13 protein-coding genes are annotated in these 15,469 nt (G+C 69.5%); 7 read left to right on the top strand and 6 right to left on the bottom strand.

The genetic code is table 11. The features are described from left to right. Positions 1-83: 83 nt before the first annotated feature. Positions 84-1,115: a YeiH family protein gene (locus EV668_RS15050; RefSeq protein WP_133771385.1), complete on the bottom strand. Its 1,032-nt coding sequence runs from the start codon at positions 1,113-1,115 to the stop codon at positions 84-86. 209 nt (positions 1,116-1,324) lie between these two features. Between EV668_RS15050 and EV668_RS15045 the strand changes: the two genes are divergently transcribed. Beyond that, the gene (locus EV668_RS15045) at positions 1,325-2,797 is read left to right on the top strand and encodes a CYTH and CHAD domain-containing protein (protein WP_133771383.1); all 1,473 of its coding nucleotides are present in this window, start codon (positions 1,325-1,327) and stop codon (positions 2,795-2,797) included. 48 nt (positions 2,798-2,845) lie between these two features. Here EV668_RS15045 and EV668_RS15040 read toward each other — a convergent pair whose 3' ends face one another. Beyond that, the gene (locus EV668_RS15040) at positions 2,846-3,583 is read right to left on the bottom strand and encodes a class I SAM-dependent methyltransferase (RefSeq protein ID WP_133771381.1); all 738 of its coding nucleotides are present in this window, start codon (positions 3,581-3,583) and stop codon (positions 2,846-2,848) included. A 108-nt stretch (positions 3,584-3,691) separates the two neighbouring features. Between EV668_RS15040 and gloB the strand changes: the two genes are divergently transcribed. The 4 genes from gloB (at position 3,692) to EV668_RS15020 (ending at position 8,171) form a co-directional block, all read left to right on the top strand. Next, positions 3,692-4,459 (top strand): hydroxyacylglutathione hydrolase, encoded by a 768-nt coding sequence (gene gloB / locus EV668_RS15035; protein WP_133771379.1) that lies wholly within the window; start codon positions 3,692-3,694, stop codon positions 4,457-4,459. Continuing rightward, on the top strand, positions 4,441-4,914 hold the full coding sequence (locus EV668_RS15030; RefSeq protein WP_133771377.1) for a cupin domain-containing protein: 474 nt from the start codon (positions 4,441-4,443) through the stop codon (positions 4,912-4,914). The genes gloB and EV668_RS15030 overlap by 19 nt, the downstream gene beginning before the upstream one ends. Before the next feature lie 64 nt (positions 4,915-4,978). Continuing rightward, positions 4,979-5,809: a GNAT family N-acetyltransferase gene (locus tag EV668_RS15025; protein ID WP_133771375.1), complete on the top strand. Its 831-nt coding sequence runs from the start codon at positions 4,979-4,981 to the stop codon at positions 5,807-5,809. A gap of 121 nt (positions 5,810-5,930) precedes the next feature. Next, positions 5,931-8,171 (top strand): spermidine synthase, encoded by a 2,241-nt coding sequence (locus EV668_RS15020; protein WP_133771373.1) that lies wholly within the window; start codon positions 5,931-5,933, stop codon positions 8,169-8,171. Positions 8,172-8,189: 18 nt separating this feature from the next. Here the strand turns inward: EV668_RS15020 and EV668_RS15015 are convergent, their stop codons facing one another. Next, positions 8,190-9,881 (bottom strand): alpha/beta hydrolase, encoded by a 1,692-nt coding sequence (locus EV668_RS15015; protein ID WP_133771371.1) that lies wholly within the window; start codon positions 9,879-9,881, stop codon positions 8,190-8,192. Positions 9,882-10,223: 342 nt separating this feature from the next. On the opposite strand from EV668_RS15015, the gene EV668_RS15010 reads away from it, so the two are divergent. Beyond that, the gene (locus EV668_RS15010; RefSeq protein ID WP_133771369.1) at positions 10,224-10,424 is read left to right on the top strand and encodes a hypothetical protein; all 201 of its coding nucleotides are present in this window, start codon (positions 10,224-10,226) and stop codon (positions 10,422-10,424) included. A gap of 251 nt (positions 10,425-10,675) precedes the next feature. On the opposite strand, the gene phbB is transcribed toward EV668_RS15010, so the two are convergent. Continuing rightward, positions 10,676-11,401 (bottom strand): acetoacetyl-CoA reductase, encoded by a 726-nt coding sequence (phbB, locus tag EV668_RS15005; RefSeq protein ID WP_133771367.1) that lies wholly within the window; start codon positions 11,399-11,401, stop codon positions 10,676-10,678. A gap of 228 nt (positions 11,402-11,629) precedes the next feature. Continuing rightward, positions 11,630-12,814: an acetyl-CoA C-acetyltransferase gene (locus tag EV668_RS15000; RefSeq protein ID WP_133771365.1), complete on the bottom strand. Its 1,185-nt coding sequence runs from the start codon at positions 12,812-12,814 to the stop codon at positions 11,630-11,632. 197 nt (positions 12,815-13,011) lie between these two features. Here EV668_RS15000 and phaR point away from each other — a divergent pair, with 197 nt between their 5' ends. Continuing rightward, a complete protein-coding gene (gene phaR / locus EV668_RS14995) occupies positions 13,012-13,608 on the top strand; it encodes a polyhydroxyalkanoate synthesis repressor PhaR (protein ID WP_133771363.1) in 597 nt (198 codons plus the stop codon). Positions 13,609-13,640: 32 nt separating this feature from the next. Here the strand turns inward: phaR and EV668_RS14990 are convergent, their stop codons facing one another. Further along, positions 13,641-15,308, bottom strand: coding sequence for a bifunctional diguanylate cyclase/phosphodiesterase (locus tag EV668_RS14990; RefSeq protein ID WP_133771361.1), 1,668 nt, complete (start codon positions 15,306-15,308; stop codon positions 13,641-13,643). Positions 15,309-15,469: the final 161 nt, after the last annotated feature.

Here is a 15,469-nt window from a genome sequence, read left to right as displayed (position 1 = left end):
CATCGCGCCGGGGTCATCCGGTCCGAAGGAAGACCTCGCCTCTATCGCATCGCACGGCTGCGGTCCAAGGTGCCGCGATGCGATCAGGCCGTCCCGAGCATGCGGACGAGGACGAGGCTGATCGCAACCAGCAGGAGCAGCGAACCGGTCACGGTGGCGACGACGCTCGGACCGACCCGGCCGAGCACCCGCACATCGACGCCGAGCCCGAGCGCGGCCATCGACAGGATCGTCAGGGCCCGCGAGATCTCGCGCACAGGCCCGACCAGAATGTCCGGAATGAGCCCGAGGGAGCGCGCCGCGGCGAGCCCGAGGAAGCCGAGAATGAACCAGGGCACGAGCCGGCCGAAGCCGGGCCTCTTCGCACGGGCCGCATCGCCCCCCTCGGCGAAGCGCGGGCCGATCAGCGTCATGGCGACCACCACCGGACCCAGCATGAGGACACGCACGAGCTTGACGAGCGTGCCGATCTGCACGGCGATCGTGCCGACCGGCACCGTCGCCGCGAGGACCTGCGGCACGGCATAGACGGTCAGGCCTGCGACGATCCCGTATTGCGTCTCGGTCAGCCCCATCAGCGGCACGAGGAGCGGCAGAGCGAGGACCACGATCACCCCGAGGACGGCGGTGAAGGCGATGGCCGAGGCGATCTCGTGCGACTTCGCGCCGATCACGGGCGCGACGGCCGCGATGGCGGAATTCCCGCAGATCGAGTTGCCGCAGGCGATCAGGACCGCCATCCGCGGCGGAAGCGACAGGAGGCGGCCGAGACCGTAGCTCGCGAAGATGACGACCGCGACCGTCCCCGCGATGCCGGCCAGCAGGCCGAGACCGGCGGAGAGGATCAGCTCGATCGAGATCGAGGCGCCGAGCAGCATCACCGCGACTTCGAGCAGTTGCTTCGCGGAATAGGCGATGCCGTCGCGCCAGCGGTCGTCCGGCTCCCACATGGTCCGCAGCAGCGTGCCGAGCAGGATCGCCAGCACCAGGGCCTCGACATAGGGGTGGCCGAAGATCCGCTCCTCGAGCCATTGCACGAGGAGCGCGACCACGGTGACGGCGCCGCAGAGCAGGATACCGGGAGCGATGCGGGAGAGGGCGGCAGCTGACGGCACGACGACCGCCGATTAGCGTCCTCCCTCCGACCGGTCGAGAAAAAACGTCTCCGCGCGCCACGCCCCGGCGAACAATCCTTCACATGGTCGTCGTCCCGCGGGGTCTATCTGCGGGCTCGCGCTCGGAGGCGACTCAACGGCAGGATGTGGTTCGTTGACAGCATCCCGGCCGAGGCGGCACCCTTTCCGCGCAGGAGAGCGAAACCAGAATGACTTCACCCCGCGAGATCGAGCTCAAACTCGAACTCGAACCCGTGCAGCCCCCCGCACCGCAACGACCGAAGCGCGGACTGCCGCCCGGTGGCGAGACGCACCACCTCGTCTCGCGCATCTTCGACACCGAGGACCACGCGCTGCAGCGGAGCGGCCTCGTCCTGCGCCTCAGGCGCGACGGAGAGCGGCGCATCCAGACCCTCAAGGCGGCCGGCAACGGCGGGCTGCTCGACCGGGTCGAATGGGAAACCGAGCTGCAAGGCGATGAGCCGGATCTCGACGCCATCCCGGACGCGGCGATCCGGGCCGAGATCGCGGGCGCCGGTCCGCTCGCGCCCGTGCTCGAGACGGAGTTCGAGCGGACCTGCTGGCATCTGCGCCGGGAAGGGTCCGACCTCGAACTCGCCCTCGATATCGGCGCGATCCGCGCGGGCTCGGCCTCGACGCCCATCCGTGAAATCGAGATCGAGCTGAAATCGGGCTCGGTCACGTCGATGTTCGATCTGGCGCGCGAGATCGTCGCCGTGCTGCCCGCCCGGATCGGGATCCAATCGAAATCCGAGCGCGGCTACCGCCTGCTTTCGCCGCCCAAGCCCGGCGCGCCGAAGGCCCGCCCCCCGGAACTCATCCCCGGCATGCCGGCGCAACTGGCATTCCAGGCCATCGCCCGATCGTGCCTCACCCATTTCCGGCAATGCGAGCCGGGCATCCTGCGCCGCGAGGTCGAGTCGCTGCACCAGGGCCGCGTCGCGATCCGCCGGCTCCGCTCGGCCTTCAAGCTGTTCAAGCCGCTCCTCGACGGGCCTGAGACGGAGCGCATCACGCGCGGCCTGCGCGGCCTGTTCCAAAGCTTCGGCGACGCCCGCAACCTCGATGTCTATCTCGCCCGCCTCGCCGTCGACGGAGCCGCCCCGTCCGACCTGCGGGTGCAGATGCAGCGGAATCGCGAGGCGGCCTACGATCGGGTCATCCGCAACCTCCGCTCGAAGCGCGTGCGGCTGTTCATGATCGACCTCCTGGCCTTCATCGAGACCGGAGGCTGGCAGCGTCGGTCCGACACGGCGGAGATCCGCGCCCAGCGTCTCTCGGTCTATGCCAGCAAGTGGCTGGACAAGCGCTGGCGCCGTCTCGGCAAGTCGGGCCGCCATCTCGACCGCCTCGACGTCGAAACGCGGCATCGCGTGCGCATCGACGGCAAGGTGTTCCGGTACGCGGTCGAGTTCTTCGCGGGCGCCTTCCCCGGCCGCAAGGCGAAGAAGCGGCAGCGTGCCCTGTCCGACGCGCTCTCCGCGCTCCAGGAAGCGCTCGGAGACCTCAACGACATCGATACGGCTAAGCGAATGATGGAGGCCGAGGCCTCCTCCCAACCCGATCATCCGGCCCCCTCGGAGGTCGACGAGGCAGCCTTGGTCGAGGCCGCCTGCGAAGCGCACGACCGGATCCGCAAGACCGAACCGTTCTGGCGCTGACGCCCGCCGATTTCGGCGGGGGCAGAGCCTCCGGCGGCCGCCGGGACGCTACGACGACGAGCGCGACGCGGGAACCGGCAGGAAGACGGGGCGGGGAGCCTTGCTCCCTCGCCGCGTGCGCACCGCGATCGGGCGGTGCAGGCGCTTGCCCGCCTCCACGACGTGCAGACCGGCGAAGGGAAGCGCGAGCCGTCGGCCCATCCGCTCCCAGGCCGCCGCGCTGCGCAGCACGAGCCCGTTCTCGAGCGGCGGCATGTAGAGCGTCTCCCGCCAGGCCTCCGCCTCGAGCTGCGTCTCCTGCAGCAGACGGCGGATCTGCTTGCGGCTGAAGGGCTGGCCGTGGCCGAAGGGCGTGGTGTCGATCCGCGTCCACAGGCCGCGCCGGTTCGGGAAGACCAGCAGGGCGCGGCCGGACGGCGTCAGGATGCGGGCGATCTCGTGCAGCATCTCGGCCGGCTCCGGCGCCATCTCGATGGCATGCACGACGAGAACGCGGTCGATCGACCCTTCGGGCAGAGGCAGCATGGTCGGATCCGCGAGGGCGCTCGACGACCGCGACGGCTCCGGCCAGGTCACGACGCCCTGGGACGGCGGCATGAACGCGATCGTCCGTTCGCAATCGGCTCCCAGCGCGGAGAGATAGGGCGTCGCATAGCCGATCCCGAGCAGGCGCAGGCCGCGCAGACCGTCCCAGCTCTCGGCGAGTACGCGCGACAGCTGTCTCCGTGCGGCCTCCCCGAGAGGGGCCTGGTAGAACCTCATCAGATCGGTGACGTCGACGCTCATCCGCTCTCCTGCCGTCCGCCACGGGACACCGAGCCTAACAGAAGGCGGCGAGGTTCCCATGACCGCGTCCGGCATGATAGCCAGCCTGCGTTCATGCAGAGTGCGACCATGCCCGCCGAGATTCACGTCTTTCGCTGCCTCGAGGACAATATCGGGGCCCTCATCCACGATCCCCAGACCGGGGCCTGCGCGGCGATCGACGCGCCGGAGGAGGCCGCCGTCGAGGCTGCGCTCGCGCAGACCGGCTGGAGGCTCAGCGACATCCTCGTCACGCACCGTCACGCCGACCATATCCAGGGCATTCCGGGCCTGAAGTCGCGGCACGGCTGCCGCGTCGTCGCACCCGTCAAGGCCCAGACAGACGTCCCCTTCGCCGACACCTATGTGCGCGAGGGCGACAGCGTCCTCGTGGGCGAACTCAACGCCCATGTCTGGGAGACGCCCGGCCATTGCCGCGACCACATCGCCTATTGGTTCGCCGCCGACCGCGCCCTCTTCGCCGGGGACACGCTGTTCACGCTCGGCTGCGGACGGGTGATGGAATCGAGCTATGCCGAGATGTGGCATTCGCTCCAGCGCCTCGCGGCGCTGCCCGGCGAGGCCCGCGTCTATTCCGGGCACGACTACGTCCTGTCGAATGCGAAATTCGCGCTGGCGGTCGAGCCGGGCAATGACGCGCTTCAGGCGCGTCAGAAGGAAGCGGAGGCCGCCAAGGCCGAAGGACGCTTCCTCGTGCCCTCGACCATCGCCGAGGAGAAGGCGACGAATCCCTTCCTGCGCGCCGGCGAGCCGGCCGTCGCGGAGGCCGCCGGCAAGGCCGGCGCCGATGCCGAGACGGTCTTCACGGCCCTGCGCGAATGGAAGAACCGGTTCTGAGCGAACTTCGCTCCACTCTCGCGGCCGAGGACGTCGTCCGGCTTCTCGGCCTCGCACCCCATCCCGAGGGCGGCCATTACCGCGAGACCTTCCGGGACGAGTGCCGCGACGGGACGGGACGCTCGGCGTCGACCGCGATCTACTATCTTCTCGCGGCCGGAGAGGCCTCGCACTGGCATCGCGTCGATGCGGTCGAGACCTGGCACCACTATGCGGGAGCCCCCCTGGACCTGGCGCTCTCCTCCGACGGCGAGACCGTCGTCACCCACCGCCTCGGTGCCGACCTCCCGGCCGGAGAGCGGCCGCAGGCCGTGGTGCCGGCCGGCCATTGGCAGAGCGCGCGCAGCCTCGGCGCCTGGAGCCTCGTCGGCTGCACCGTCGCGCCCGGCTTCGACTTCGCCGGGTTCGAGATGGCGCCGCCCGATTGGCAGCCGACGTCACCTCCGACCGATTGAGAGCAGCCGTCGTGTCGCCGACACGGCGGCAGGCTCGGAACCCGATCCCCACGTCAAGGCGTTCATGGACCAAGCTGCCCTCACGCTCGAGCTCGAACGTCGGCTCGTCAATGCATGGCCGTCCTTCGAGACCGAACTCGCCGGGGGCTGGCTGCTCCGCTTCACGAGGGGCTATTCGAAGCGCGCGAACGCGGCGACGCCGATCGTGCAAGGCGCTTCGCTCGATGCCGAGCTGATCGAAGCGATCGGCGCGAGCTTCGCGGCGAGGGGCCTGCCGGCCTGCTTCCGGCTCACGGGGACGCAGGACGCTGCCGCCGAAGGCCTCCTCGACGCCGCGGGCTTCGTCTCGCACGAGCCCTCCCTCGCCCTGACCGCGCCGCTCGACGCCGTCGCCGCGCCGGATTCGGCCCTCGACATCACGGCAAGACCGAGCGCCGCCTGGTGCAAGGCCGCCGCCGCGGCCTATGGCGGCGAGAAGGCCGATGCCGAGATGCTTGCGCGGATCGTCAGCCGCATCCGCCAGAAGGCGGCCTTCGCGACCCTCCGCCTCGACGGCGAGGCGGCCGCCTGGGGCTTCGCCGTCGCCGAGCGCGGCCTGGTCGGCCTCTACGACATCGTGGTCGCGCCGGATCTCAGGGGGCTCGGGCTCGGGCGGCGGCTGGTGGCCGACCTCATGGCCTGGGGACGGCAGGCCGGGGCCGAGCGGGCCTATCTGCAGATGCGCGAAGCGAACGAGACGGCCTTCGCGCTGTACACGTCGCTCGGATACGGGATCGCCTACCGCTACACCCACCGCCTCCGCGCCGCCGAGAGGCGGACCGGCGACCGGGCGACGACGGGCCCTGCGTCCATCGCGAGCCGGCAGCCGCCAGGCGACGAGGACGCTTCGGCATAGCCCGCGGCGATCGGGACAGGCGTCGAGACGAGGGGCCGCCGGAGCAGCGCCCCCAAGCTGCCCGCCGAAAGGCGGCCTTAAGGCTCGATGCCTATGGCTGTCGGCGGCCGGAACCCTCGTGATGCCGACATCCCCCGCCGCCCTCTCCCCGCGATCAGGAGCCGTCGCCGCCGTGCCGGTCTTCGTGGCGACGATCGGGCTCTCCGCCTTCCTCCTCTTCGCCGTCCAGCCGCTCTTCGCGAAGCTCGTCCTGCCGATCCTCGGCGGCTCCCCGAGCGTCTGGTCGGTCGCGACCGTCGTGTTCCAGTGCCTGCTGCTCGCCGGCTATGCCTATGCGCACGGGCTCGGCGCCATGCCGATCCGCCGCGCCGTGCCGATCCATCTCGCGCTCACGGGTGCCGCGAGCCTGACCCTGCCGATCGCGCTGTCGCCGGGCTGGACCTCCGCGCCTGCCGGCTACGAGATCCCCTGGCTCGCGGGGCTGATGCTGGTCTCCCTCGGTCTGCCCTTCTTCGCCCTCGCGGCGAACGGCCCCCTGCTGCAGTCCTGGTTCTCCCGCACCGGGCACGCCCAGGCCGGCGATCCCTATTTCCTCTACGCGGCCTCGAATATCGGCTCCTTCGCGGCCCTCGCCTCCTATCCGCTCCTGATCGAGCCGACCCTGCGGCTGCGCGACCAGCTTCAGGGCTGGTCGGCCGGCTTCGTGCTCCTGATCGGCCTGATCGCCGCCTGCGGCTTCCTCGCCATGCGCGGGCCCGCGGCCGCACCGCGTCTCGAGGAGGAGGCCCGGCACCGTGCGGGGCTCGGGCGCTGGCTCGCCTGGATCGGCCTCGCCGCGATCCCCTCCGGCCTGCTCGTCGCGGTGACGGCGCATATCTCGACCGACATCGCGCCGATGCCGCTGCTCTGGACCCTGCCGCTCGGCCTCTATCTCCTCAGCTTCGTCGTCGCCTTCCGACCCGGCCAGATCCTCGACCATGATCGCCTGACGCTGATCCGGATCGGCCTCGCGACCCTGACGCTGCTCGCCCTCGGACAGCCCACCTCGCTCGGCGTCGGGCTCGCCCTCCATCTCGGCTTCTTCACGCTCACCGCGCTCGCCTGCCACCGGCTGCTGTACCGCCTGCGCCCCCCTGCCGGCGGGCTGACGGGATTCTACCTCGCGCTGTCGGTCGGAGGGGCGATCGGCGGCCTGTTCTGCGGCATGCTCGCCCCGCTCGTGTTCGACACGCTCGCCGAATACCCCCTCCTGGTCGTCGCGAGCCTGCTCTGCCGATCCGACTGGCGCGACCAGGCCCCGCCCCGAAAGGCGCTCGTCCAGGGTGCGGCCGCCCTCGCGCTCTGCCTCGGCGCGATCGCCGCCTCCCTTCTCGCGCCGAAGCTCGGCGCGCCCGCGGGAGCATCGTCGAAACTCCCGTTCCTCGCCGCCGCCATCGTCGCGATCCTGTGGTGGCGCAGCGTCGCGGCGAGCGTCGTGGCCGCCGCGACCATCGCCCTCCTGGCGACACATCCGGGCCTGATCGGCGGAACGCCCGGCGAATCGATCCGCTCGTTCTTCGGCATCCACAGGATCGAGACGACCACGGACGGACGGTTCCGCGTCCTATCCCACGGCACGACCATCCATGGGGCGATCCAGCTGCGGGGCGAGGACGGATCGGAGACCGTCGGCCGGCCAGAGCCGACGACCTACTACACCTTCGAAGGCGTGATCGGCCGGGCCATTGCCTCCGTCCGAACGGCGCGGGGCGGGCGGATCGGTTCCGCCTCGCTGGTCGGCCTCGGCACCGGCAGCCTCGCCTGCCACCGGCGCGAGGGGGAGGCCTGGACCTTCTACGAGATCGACCGATCGGTCATCGACATCGCCCGCGATCCGGCCCGGTTCCGCTTCCTGCGCGATTGCGGCGAGATGCCGATCGTGCTCGGCGATGCGCGCCTCACCCTCGCCTCGGCGCCGGCGGGACAGGACCTCGTCCTCCTCGACGCCTTCTCCTCCGATTCGATCCCGGTCCACCTCCTGACGCGGGAGGCGATCGGACTCTATCTCTCGCGCCTCGGCCCGCACGGCGTGATCGTGCTCCACATCTCCAACCGGCATCTCGACCTGCGGCGCATCCTCGTCCGCACGGCCGCCGAGCACGGGCTCGTGGCGCTCGTCGGGACCGATGAGACCGACGAGCCCGCCGCGAGGCGCATGCGCTCGCGGGCACGGATCGTGGTCCTCGCGCGGACCCTCTCCGATCTCGGGCCGATCGCGACCGACCCGCTCTTCACGCCGCTCGCCCCCGAGCCCGGCCGCCGCCCCTGGACGGACGACTTCTCGAACGTCGTCGAGGCGCTGCTGGATGCCCGCAAGCCCTGATCTCGCCGAGCCCCCGCGTCAGCCGCCGCGGTTGTCGTAGGCGCCCTCGTCTCCCTGGGTCTCGATCTCCCTCGCCGCCGCCTCGGAGAGGTGGTGCTTGAGGCGCGCGACGGCGTCCCCGCTCCAGTCCCGCACATCCGTCACCGCCATCCAGGCCTCGACGTAGTGCTTCGGCGCGTAGGAATGGCCGAAGCCGATCGGCGGGGCCGTCGCGACCGCCATGTCGAGGGCGATCTGAAGCGCGGTCACGATCGGATACCAGCGCAGATCCGGCGAGACGTCGGGCCCCCGCGGCAGCTTCAGCCAGGCCGGGCTTCGAAAGAAGTCGTTGAAATCGAAGAAGGTCACGCCGTCGCTGGCATATTGCAGATAGACGAGCCGCATCGCGCCCCAGGGCGTATCGGCCGGCACGCGCGAGCCGTCCTGGTTCATGAAGCGGACGAAGCTGCCGTCTCGGAATTCCGGCAGCCAGGCGGGCGAGCCCGGATTGCGGCCGTCGGTGAACGAACGCCAAAGGCGGCTTCCGAAGGGCGGCCCGCTCCACAGGGCACCCTGGATCGGGTCGCCGATCATGCGGAAGAGGTCGGCCGATTTCTGCGAGTTGAAGGCCCCGAGGCTCAGGCCGTGCAGGTAGAGCCGCGGCCGGCGATCCTTGGGCAGGGCCGTCCAGTAATCGTAGATCTCCGCGAACAGCGCCTGGGCCGCCTCCGAGCCGTATTCGGGCTGCACGAGGAGCGACAGGGGGCTGTTTAGGTACGAGTACTGGATCGCGACGGACGCGGTCGCGCCGTGGTGCAGGTATTCGAGCGAGTCGATCGCCGAGGGATCGACCCATCCCGTGCCTGTCGGCGTGACCACGACCAGGACCGGACGGTCGAAGGCCTTGACGCGCTTCAGCTCCTCGAGGGCGAGCCGCGCGCGGGCCTCGGGCGTGTCGGCGGCGCGAAGCCCCACATAGACGCGGATCGGCTCCTCGGCGGGCTTGCCGGTGACAGCGCCGATATGGGCCGCGCTCGGCCCCGAGGCCACGAATTCGCGCCCGGCGCGACCGAGTTCCGTCCACCTGACCAGCGACGCCGGACTCCCGGTCTTCGAAGCCGCCTCCGGCCGCTGGCGTTCCGGCTCGATCAGGGCGTCATAGGCCTTGAAGGAGGAATCGAGGATCCGCAGGGCCGTCCGGGCCAGCACATCGTTGGCGAGGGCCCAGAACAGGAACACGGCGGCCGACGCGCCGAGCACATTGGCGACGCGCCGCGGCACGACGCGGGCGGCCTGCCGCGCAAGCCACCCCATGATCCCGTTGAACATCCTCCCCAGGATGAGGGCGACGACGAAGACGAGGAGAGCGATCAGACAGACCTTCAGCGGATGGCCGCTCTCGACGGGCTCGAGTCCCATCAGGGACCGGATCGAGTTCTGCCACCCCGCCACACGCCACAGAAAGGTGAGCGCGACGCCGACGCAGAACACCGCCGCGACCAGGCGGGCGAGGCGGCGGATCCGCTCGGCCGGCTCCGGCAGTTCGAGATAGGTCCAGAGCCACCGCGCGGCGACGCCGAGGCAATAGCCGACCGCCAGGCAGGCTCCCGCCAGCGCTCCCTGGGTCAGATAGGTCCGCGGAACGAGCGAGGGCGTCAGCGCCGCGGCGAAGAACAGCGTCCCGAGAACGAGGCCCGTGCCGGACAGCGGATGGAACAATCCGCGCAGCATCGCCTCCGGTATGCGCTCTCGTCGCTGCAAGGACTCGATCTCGTCAACCGGCGCCATCGTCCGTCACTCTCCCGATTCCCTGCCAGCCTGAGCGGCGGTCCGCTTCCGGTCAATTCGATCACGGTCAGACGGAACCTCGGCCATGAAGCGGGCTCGATCGCAAGGGGCCGACGCCCCAAAAAACGGCAGCCATTCGACGAACACGCCGCAGCCGCCGAGCATGAAAGGCTAGCCAATAGAATGGCGGCCCTCTAACAGACGGACCAAGACAATTCGGCTCGACGCGCCCCAGCTACAAATGGCGCCAGCAGCCTTTAACCAGAACAAAGAAGGACGTAAAAAATGAACAATGCAACCATCAAACTTCTACGGGAGCGCGTCGAGAGAGACGATCTTCTTACAAAAGAGGATCAGATCAGAGTTTTGACCGATCTTCTTAGGGCAAACCGACGTATTCAAGCGGCGAAGCAGGCCGGCTTCCTGGCACACGAGCAGAAGACGGCCGGCAGCGCCAAGCCGAACGGTTCGGGGCTCGCCCGGTAGCCGCTTCGTCGATCCCCACCGCGTGGGAGACAGCCGGGGGGAGGCTTGGGGCCGGCTTACGCCGCGATGTGAAGCTCGCCGAGCCTCAGACACGCCATTTCAGGCTAGCTGCCCGAGCCTGGCCGGAACCGATCGTCCTGTAGGCCTCTTGGCCGAGGCCTGCCCCAGGCGCCACGACCGGGGGGAACGTCGAGGCGGGATTGACGGCCTCGACGGAGTGCAGCGGAGGGAACGCCCTCCGCCGCGGATCCTCAGGTGAAATACTGCCCGCCATTGGCCGAGATCGTCGAGCCGGTGATGAAACCCGAATCGTCGCTGGCGAGGAAGACGACCGCCCGCGCGATCTCCTCGGGCTCGCCGAGCCGACCGACGGGAATATGCGGCAGGATCGATTTCTCGAGCACGGCGGGGTCGATCGCCCGCACCATCTCGGTCCCGATATAGCCGGGGCAGATCGCGTTGACGGTGATCCCGGCCCGCGCGCCCTCCTGAGCGAGCGCCCGCACGAAGCCGATATCGCCCGCCTTGGCGGCGGAATAGTTCACCTGCCCCATCTGGCCCTTCTGACCGTTGATGGAGGAGATGCAGATCACACGGCCGAACTTCCGCGCCCGCATGCCCTCCCAGACGGGGCGTGTCATGTTGAACAGCGAGTTGAGGTTGGTGTTGATGACCGCGTCCCACTGATCCTTCGTCATGCGATGGAACATGCCGTCGCGCGTGATCCCGGCATTGTTCACCAGCACCTCGACGGGTCCGAGATCGGCCTCGACCTGGGCGATGCCCGCGACGCAGGCGTCGTAATCCGAGACGTCCCACTTGTAGGTCTTGATGCCGGTCGCGCCCGTGAAGGCCGCCGCCTTCTCGTCGTTGCCGGCATAGTTGGCGGCCACGACATAGCCGGCCGCCTTCAGGCCTTTGGAGATCGCCTCGCCGATGCCGCGGGAACCACCCGTGACCAGAGCCACTCGCGCCATAACCCGTTCCTCCCGCGTCGATTATCGGCTCCGGACCTGCGCCGGCACACCGCTTGGGGGCATTGATATGAAAAGACCGGGCGAGGCCCGGTCAAGTGAGGAATTTTGCGCGGACGCAAAGTCGACGGCATCGGCCGGCGAATCCGTCCCGGCCGAAGCGAAAACGGCCGGGAGGGCCGGGAAGGAGGTCCTTCCCGGGATTCGCCGGATGACGACGAAGCCGGACGCTCAGCCGGCGCGCTCGACGCACATGGCGACGCCCATGCCGCCACCGATGCAGAGGGTGGCGAGGCCCTTCTTCGCGTCCCGCTTCTCCATCTCGTAGAGCAGCGTGGTCAGGACGCGGGCGCCGGAGGCGCCGATCGGATGGCCGATGGCGATCGCGCCGCCATTGACGTTCACGATGTCGGCCTCCCAGCCCATGTCCTTGTTCACCGCGCAGGCCTGGGCGGCGAACGCCTCGTTAGCCTCGACCAGATCGAGGTCGGCGACCGTCCAGCCGGCCTTCTCTAGCGCCTTGCGCGAGGCCGGGATCGGGCCCGTGCCCATGATGGCCGGATCGACGCCCGCCGTCGCCCAGGAGACGATCGTCGCGAGCGGCTTGAGCCCCCGCGCCTTCGCGTCCTCCGCCGACATCAGCACCACGGCGGCGGCGCCGTCATTGATGCCCGACGCGTTGGCGGCCGTGACCGAACCGTCCTTCGCGAAGGCGGGCTTCAGCTTGGACACGCCTTCGAGCGTGACGCCGGCCTTGATGTACTCGTCCTGGTCGACGACCACGTCGCCCTTCCGGCCCTTGACGGTGACGGGAGCGATCTCGTCCTTGAAGCGGCCGGCCTTCTGCGCGGCCTCGGCCTTGTTCTGCGAGGCGACGGCGAACTTGTCCTGCTCGTCCCGCGAGAGCTGCCATTTCTGGGCGACGTTCTCGGCGGTGTTGCCCATGTGATAGCCGTGGAAGGCGTCCATCAGGCCGTCCCGGAGCATGGTGTCGACCATCTTGACGTCGCCCATCTTCGTGCCGCCCCGCAGATGCTGGGCGTGCGGCGCCATCGACATCGATTCCTGGCCGCCGGCGACGATCACCTTGGCGTCCCCGTTCGCGATCTGCTGCATGCCGAGCGCGACCGCGCGCAGGCCCGAACCGCAGAGCTGGTTCAGCCCCCAGGCCGTCGCTTCCTGCGGGATGCCGGCCTTCATCGCGGCCTGACGGGCCGGGTTCTGGCCCTCGCCGGCGGCGAGGATCTGGCCGAGGATGACCTCGTCGACCTCGTCGGGCTTCACGTTGGCGCGCTCGAGCGCCGCCTTGATCGCGGTCGCCCCGAGTTCGTGCGCCGGAACGGTCGCAAAGGCGCCGTTGAAGGACCCCACCGGCGTGCGAGCGGCCCCGACGATGACGATTTCGGCCTCAGCCATGATGCTCTCCCTGTGCGTCCGACCATCGAGGCCGGGACCGGTTGCGTGTGCGGCATCGGTCTCGCTGCGGCGCTTGTCAAGCGCTCCAGAGCCCTCCCGGCGGGAGCGGGACCGACGCCTCTCCTCGCATATGGGATGCACATTGCCGCGCCGCACCATCCGTGTGACAAGACGAAGGCACGGGATGGAACCAAGGCATGGTCGACAAAAAACCTCCGACCACGATCAAGAAATACGCGAACCGCCGCCTCTACCATATGGGGACGAGCACGTATGTGACCCTCGAGGACCTGGCGCGGATGGTCCGGAACGGCGAGGAATTCGTCGTCACCGACGCAAAGAGCGGCGACGACATCACCCGCGCGGTCCTCGGCCAGATCATCTTCGAGCAGGAGAACAAGCAGGGGCAGAACCTTCTGCCGACCGCCTTCCTGCGTCAGCTGATCCGCTTCTACGGCGACAGCATGCAGGCGCTGGTCCCGCGCTATCTCGAATTCTCGATGGACAACCTCACCAAGGACCAGTCGAAGCTCCGCGCCCAGATGGAGAAGACCTTCGGCCCCGTCGCCTTCCAGGCGATGGAGGAGCAGGTGCGGGCCAACATGGCGTTCTTCGGCGATGCGATGCGCATGTGGACCCCGTTCCGGCCCGAGACCCGCGAGGGCGAGGCGCCTGAGGCGGCCGGCGAGGAGCCGAAATCGGCCAGCGAACTCGATGAGTTGAAGCGGCAGATGGCCGAGATGCGCGAGAAGCTCGACACGCTCAGCCGGACGAAGTCGCAGGGGAACACCTGATCCCGCCAGGAGACGCCTGACCCCGCGAGGGGTCAGGCGACGAGCGCGCGGCCGTCCGGCATGTCGGTGCGTCCGATCCGCGGGCGGCCGCAATGATTGCCCTGGAGCAGGTCCGTGCCCCAGGAGGCGAGGAGGACGGCGCTCTCCTCGTCCTCGACCCATTCGGCGACCGTGGCGATGCCGAGATGGCGCGCCAGGTCGACGAGAGTCCTGACGAAGAAGCGATCGTCGGGCGAGCGGGCGAGGTTCTGCACGAACGCCCCGTCGATCTTGACGAAATCGACCGGGAAGGCGCGCAGGTTGCGGAACGAGGTATGGCCGGCGCCGAAATCGTCCAAGGCCACCGCCGCGCCGAGCGCCCGCACCCCGTCGAGCAGCACTCTCATCGCCTTCGGGTCGCGGATGGCGGCCGTCTCCGTGACCTCGAGGATCAGCCGGGACGCGAGACCGAGGCGCCCGCCGAGATGCGCCTTCAGGATCGGCAGCCAGTCGGACCGTTCCATCGTGCGCGGCGAGACGTTCAACGAAAGGCGGGCCGACGGATACCGATCGAGATGATCGGCGACGAGTTCGAGCATCCTCACATCGGCGAGGTGGATCAATCCGGCCTGCTCCAGCGCGGGAATGATGTCGGCGGCCGCGCGGAGCGTCCCGTCCTCGTCCGCCACGCGCAGCAGGGCCTCGCTGAAGACCTCCTCCCGCGTCGTCGCCGAGACGACCGGCTGACGGGCGAGGACGACGCGGCGGGCATTGAGCAGATCGACACCCGCGAGAACCGGATCGCCGCGATGGCGCGCCGCCGTGCGCAGCAGGCCCTGATCGAACATGAGATAGGGACGCCCCGGGCGCATCCTTGCGATGCTGAGCATCGTTTCGGCCCGGCGCAGCAGCAGCGGGGCCTCGATCGCATGAGCGGGCGCAGAGGCGGCGCCGATGGCGACCTGCACCTCGACCGGCCCCTTCGTGGTGCCGACCGGCTCCCGGGTCGCGAGGTCCAGCAGACGGCGCGCGGCGATCTCGGCCTCGTCCGGGCCGCAGCCCCGCAAGGCCAGGGCGAACCGATTGCCGGCATAGCGCGCGAAGCGGTCGCGCCGCCGCATCGTTCCCCCGAGCCGCGCGATCACGCTCCCCAGCACGTCGTCGGCGGCCTCGAAGCCCAGCTCTTCGTTGAGATCGGCGAGATTGGACATCGCGATCACGAAGAGCGTCAAGGCCTGCCCGGAGGGGCGCCCGTCGCGGATATCCTGATCGACTTCCTCGAGCAGACGGAGCCGCGCCCTCGCGAAATCCGTCGCATCCTGCCCGTCGGGCCGGATGCGCATCGTGCCGTGGACGCGCGCCGGACGACCCTGCGCATCGGCGAACCATCGCCCGGAATCGTCCACGAGAACGAAGGTGCCGTCGGCGAGCCGCAGGCGATACAGCACCGCGAAGACGGTGCCGGCGCCGTCGTCTCCGGATCCGCGCGGCACCGCGATCTCAGCGCGCGTCGGGCCGCCGCCGGGCGATACGGCCTCGTCGAAGGATCGGCCGCTGGACCAGAGCGCGACATTGCCGGCGCCCAGCACGTCCGCCGCGTTCGGTCCCCAGTCGATGCGGTCCGAAGCGACATCCCAATCGTACACCACCACGCCGAGCGAGGTGAGGATTCGGCGCGGGTCGTCGGACGCGCTTCGCGCGCCGCCGGATTGGATCTCCACCGCTGGCACCGGCTGGCCCTTGTCTGAGGACCGGACGGCGCCGGGCCTCGAAGCTGCTGCGAATCGGGACGCAACGCACTGTTTCGAAGTGATGCGAACGAATATCTAAACGGGACGTTAAAGGGCGTGCACGATCCTTGCTGAGGACAGCAGGAGTGCCA

Source organism: Enterovirga rhinocerotis, assembly GCF_004363955.1.
Taxonomy (GTDB): Bacteria; Pseudomonadota; Alphaproteobacteria; order Rhizobiales; family Beijerinckiaceae; genus Enterovirga; species Enterovirga rhinocerotis.
Note: the sequence above shows the minus strand (reverse complement) of the source record. Positions and strands in the feature narration are given on the sequence as shown.

Excerpts from the sequence above, each read along its gene's own strand:
- EV668_RS15045 (WP_133771383.1), top strand. The coding sequence starts at position 1,325 with ATGACTTCACCCCGCGAGATCGAGCTCAAACTCGAACTCGAACCCGTG.
- EV668_RS15040 (WP_133771381.1), bottom strand. The coding sequence starts at position 3,583 with ATGAGCGTCGACGTCACCGATCTGATGAGGTTCTACCAGGCCCCTCTC.
- gloB (WP_133771379.1), top strand. The coding sequence starts at position 3,692 with ATGCCCGCCGAGATTCACGTCTTTCGCTGCCTCGAGGACAATATCGGG.
- EV668_RS15030 (WP_133771377.1), top strand. The coding sequence starts at position 4,441 with ATGGAAGAACCGGTTCTGAGCGAACTTCGCTCCACTCTCGCGGCCGAG.
- EV668_RS15025 (WP_133771375.1), top strand. The coding sequence starts at position 4,979 with ATGGACCAAGCTGCCCTCACGCTCGAGCTCGAACGTCGGCTCGTCAAT.
- EV668_RS15020 (WP_133771373.1), top strand. The coding sequence starts at position 5,931 with ATGCCGACATCCCCCGCCGCCCTCTCCCCGCGATCAGGAGCCGTCGCC.
- EV668_RS15015 (WP_133771371.1), bottom strand. The coding sequence starts at position 9,881 with ATGCTGCGCGGATTGTTCCATCCGCTGTCCGGCACGGGCCTCGTTCTC.
- EV668_RS15010 (WP_133771369.1), top strand. The coding sequence starts at position 10,224 with ATGAACAATGCAACCATCAAACTTCTACGGGAGCGCGTCGAGAGAGAC.
- phbB (WP_133771367.1), bottom strand. The coding sequence starts at position 11,401 with ATGGCGCGAGTGGCTCTGGTCACGGGTGGTTCCCGCGGCATCGGCGAG.
- EV668_RS15000 (WP_133771365.1), bottom strand. The coding sequence starts at position 12,814 with ATGGCTGAGGCCGAAATCGTCATCGTCGGGGCCGCTCGCACGCCGGTG.
- phaR (WP_133771363.1), top strand. The coding sequence starts at position 13,012 with ATGGTCGACAAAAAACCTCCGACCACGATCAAGAAATACGCGAACCGC.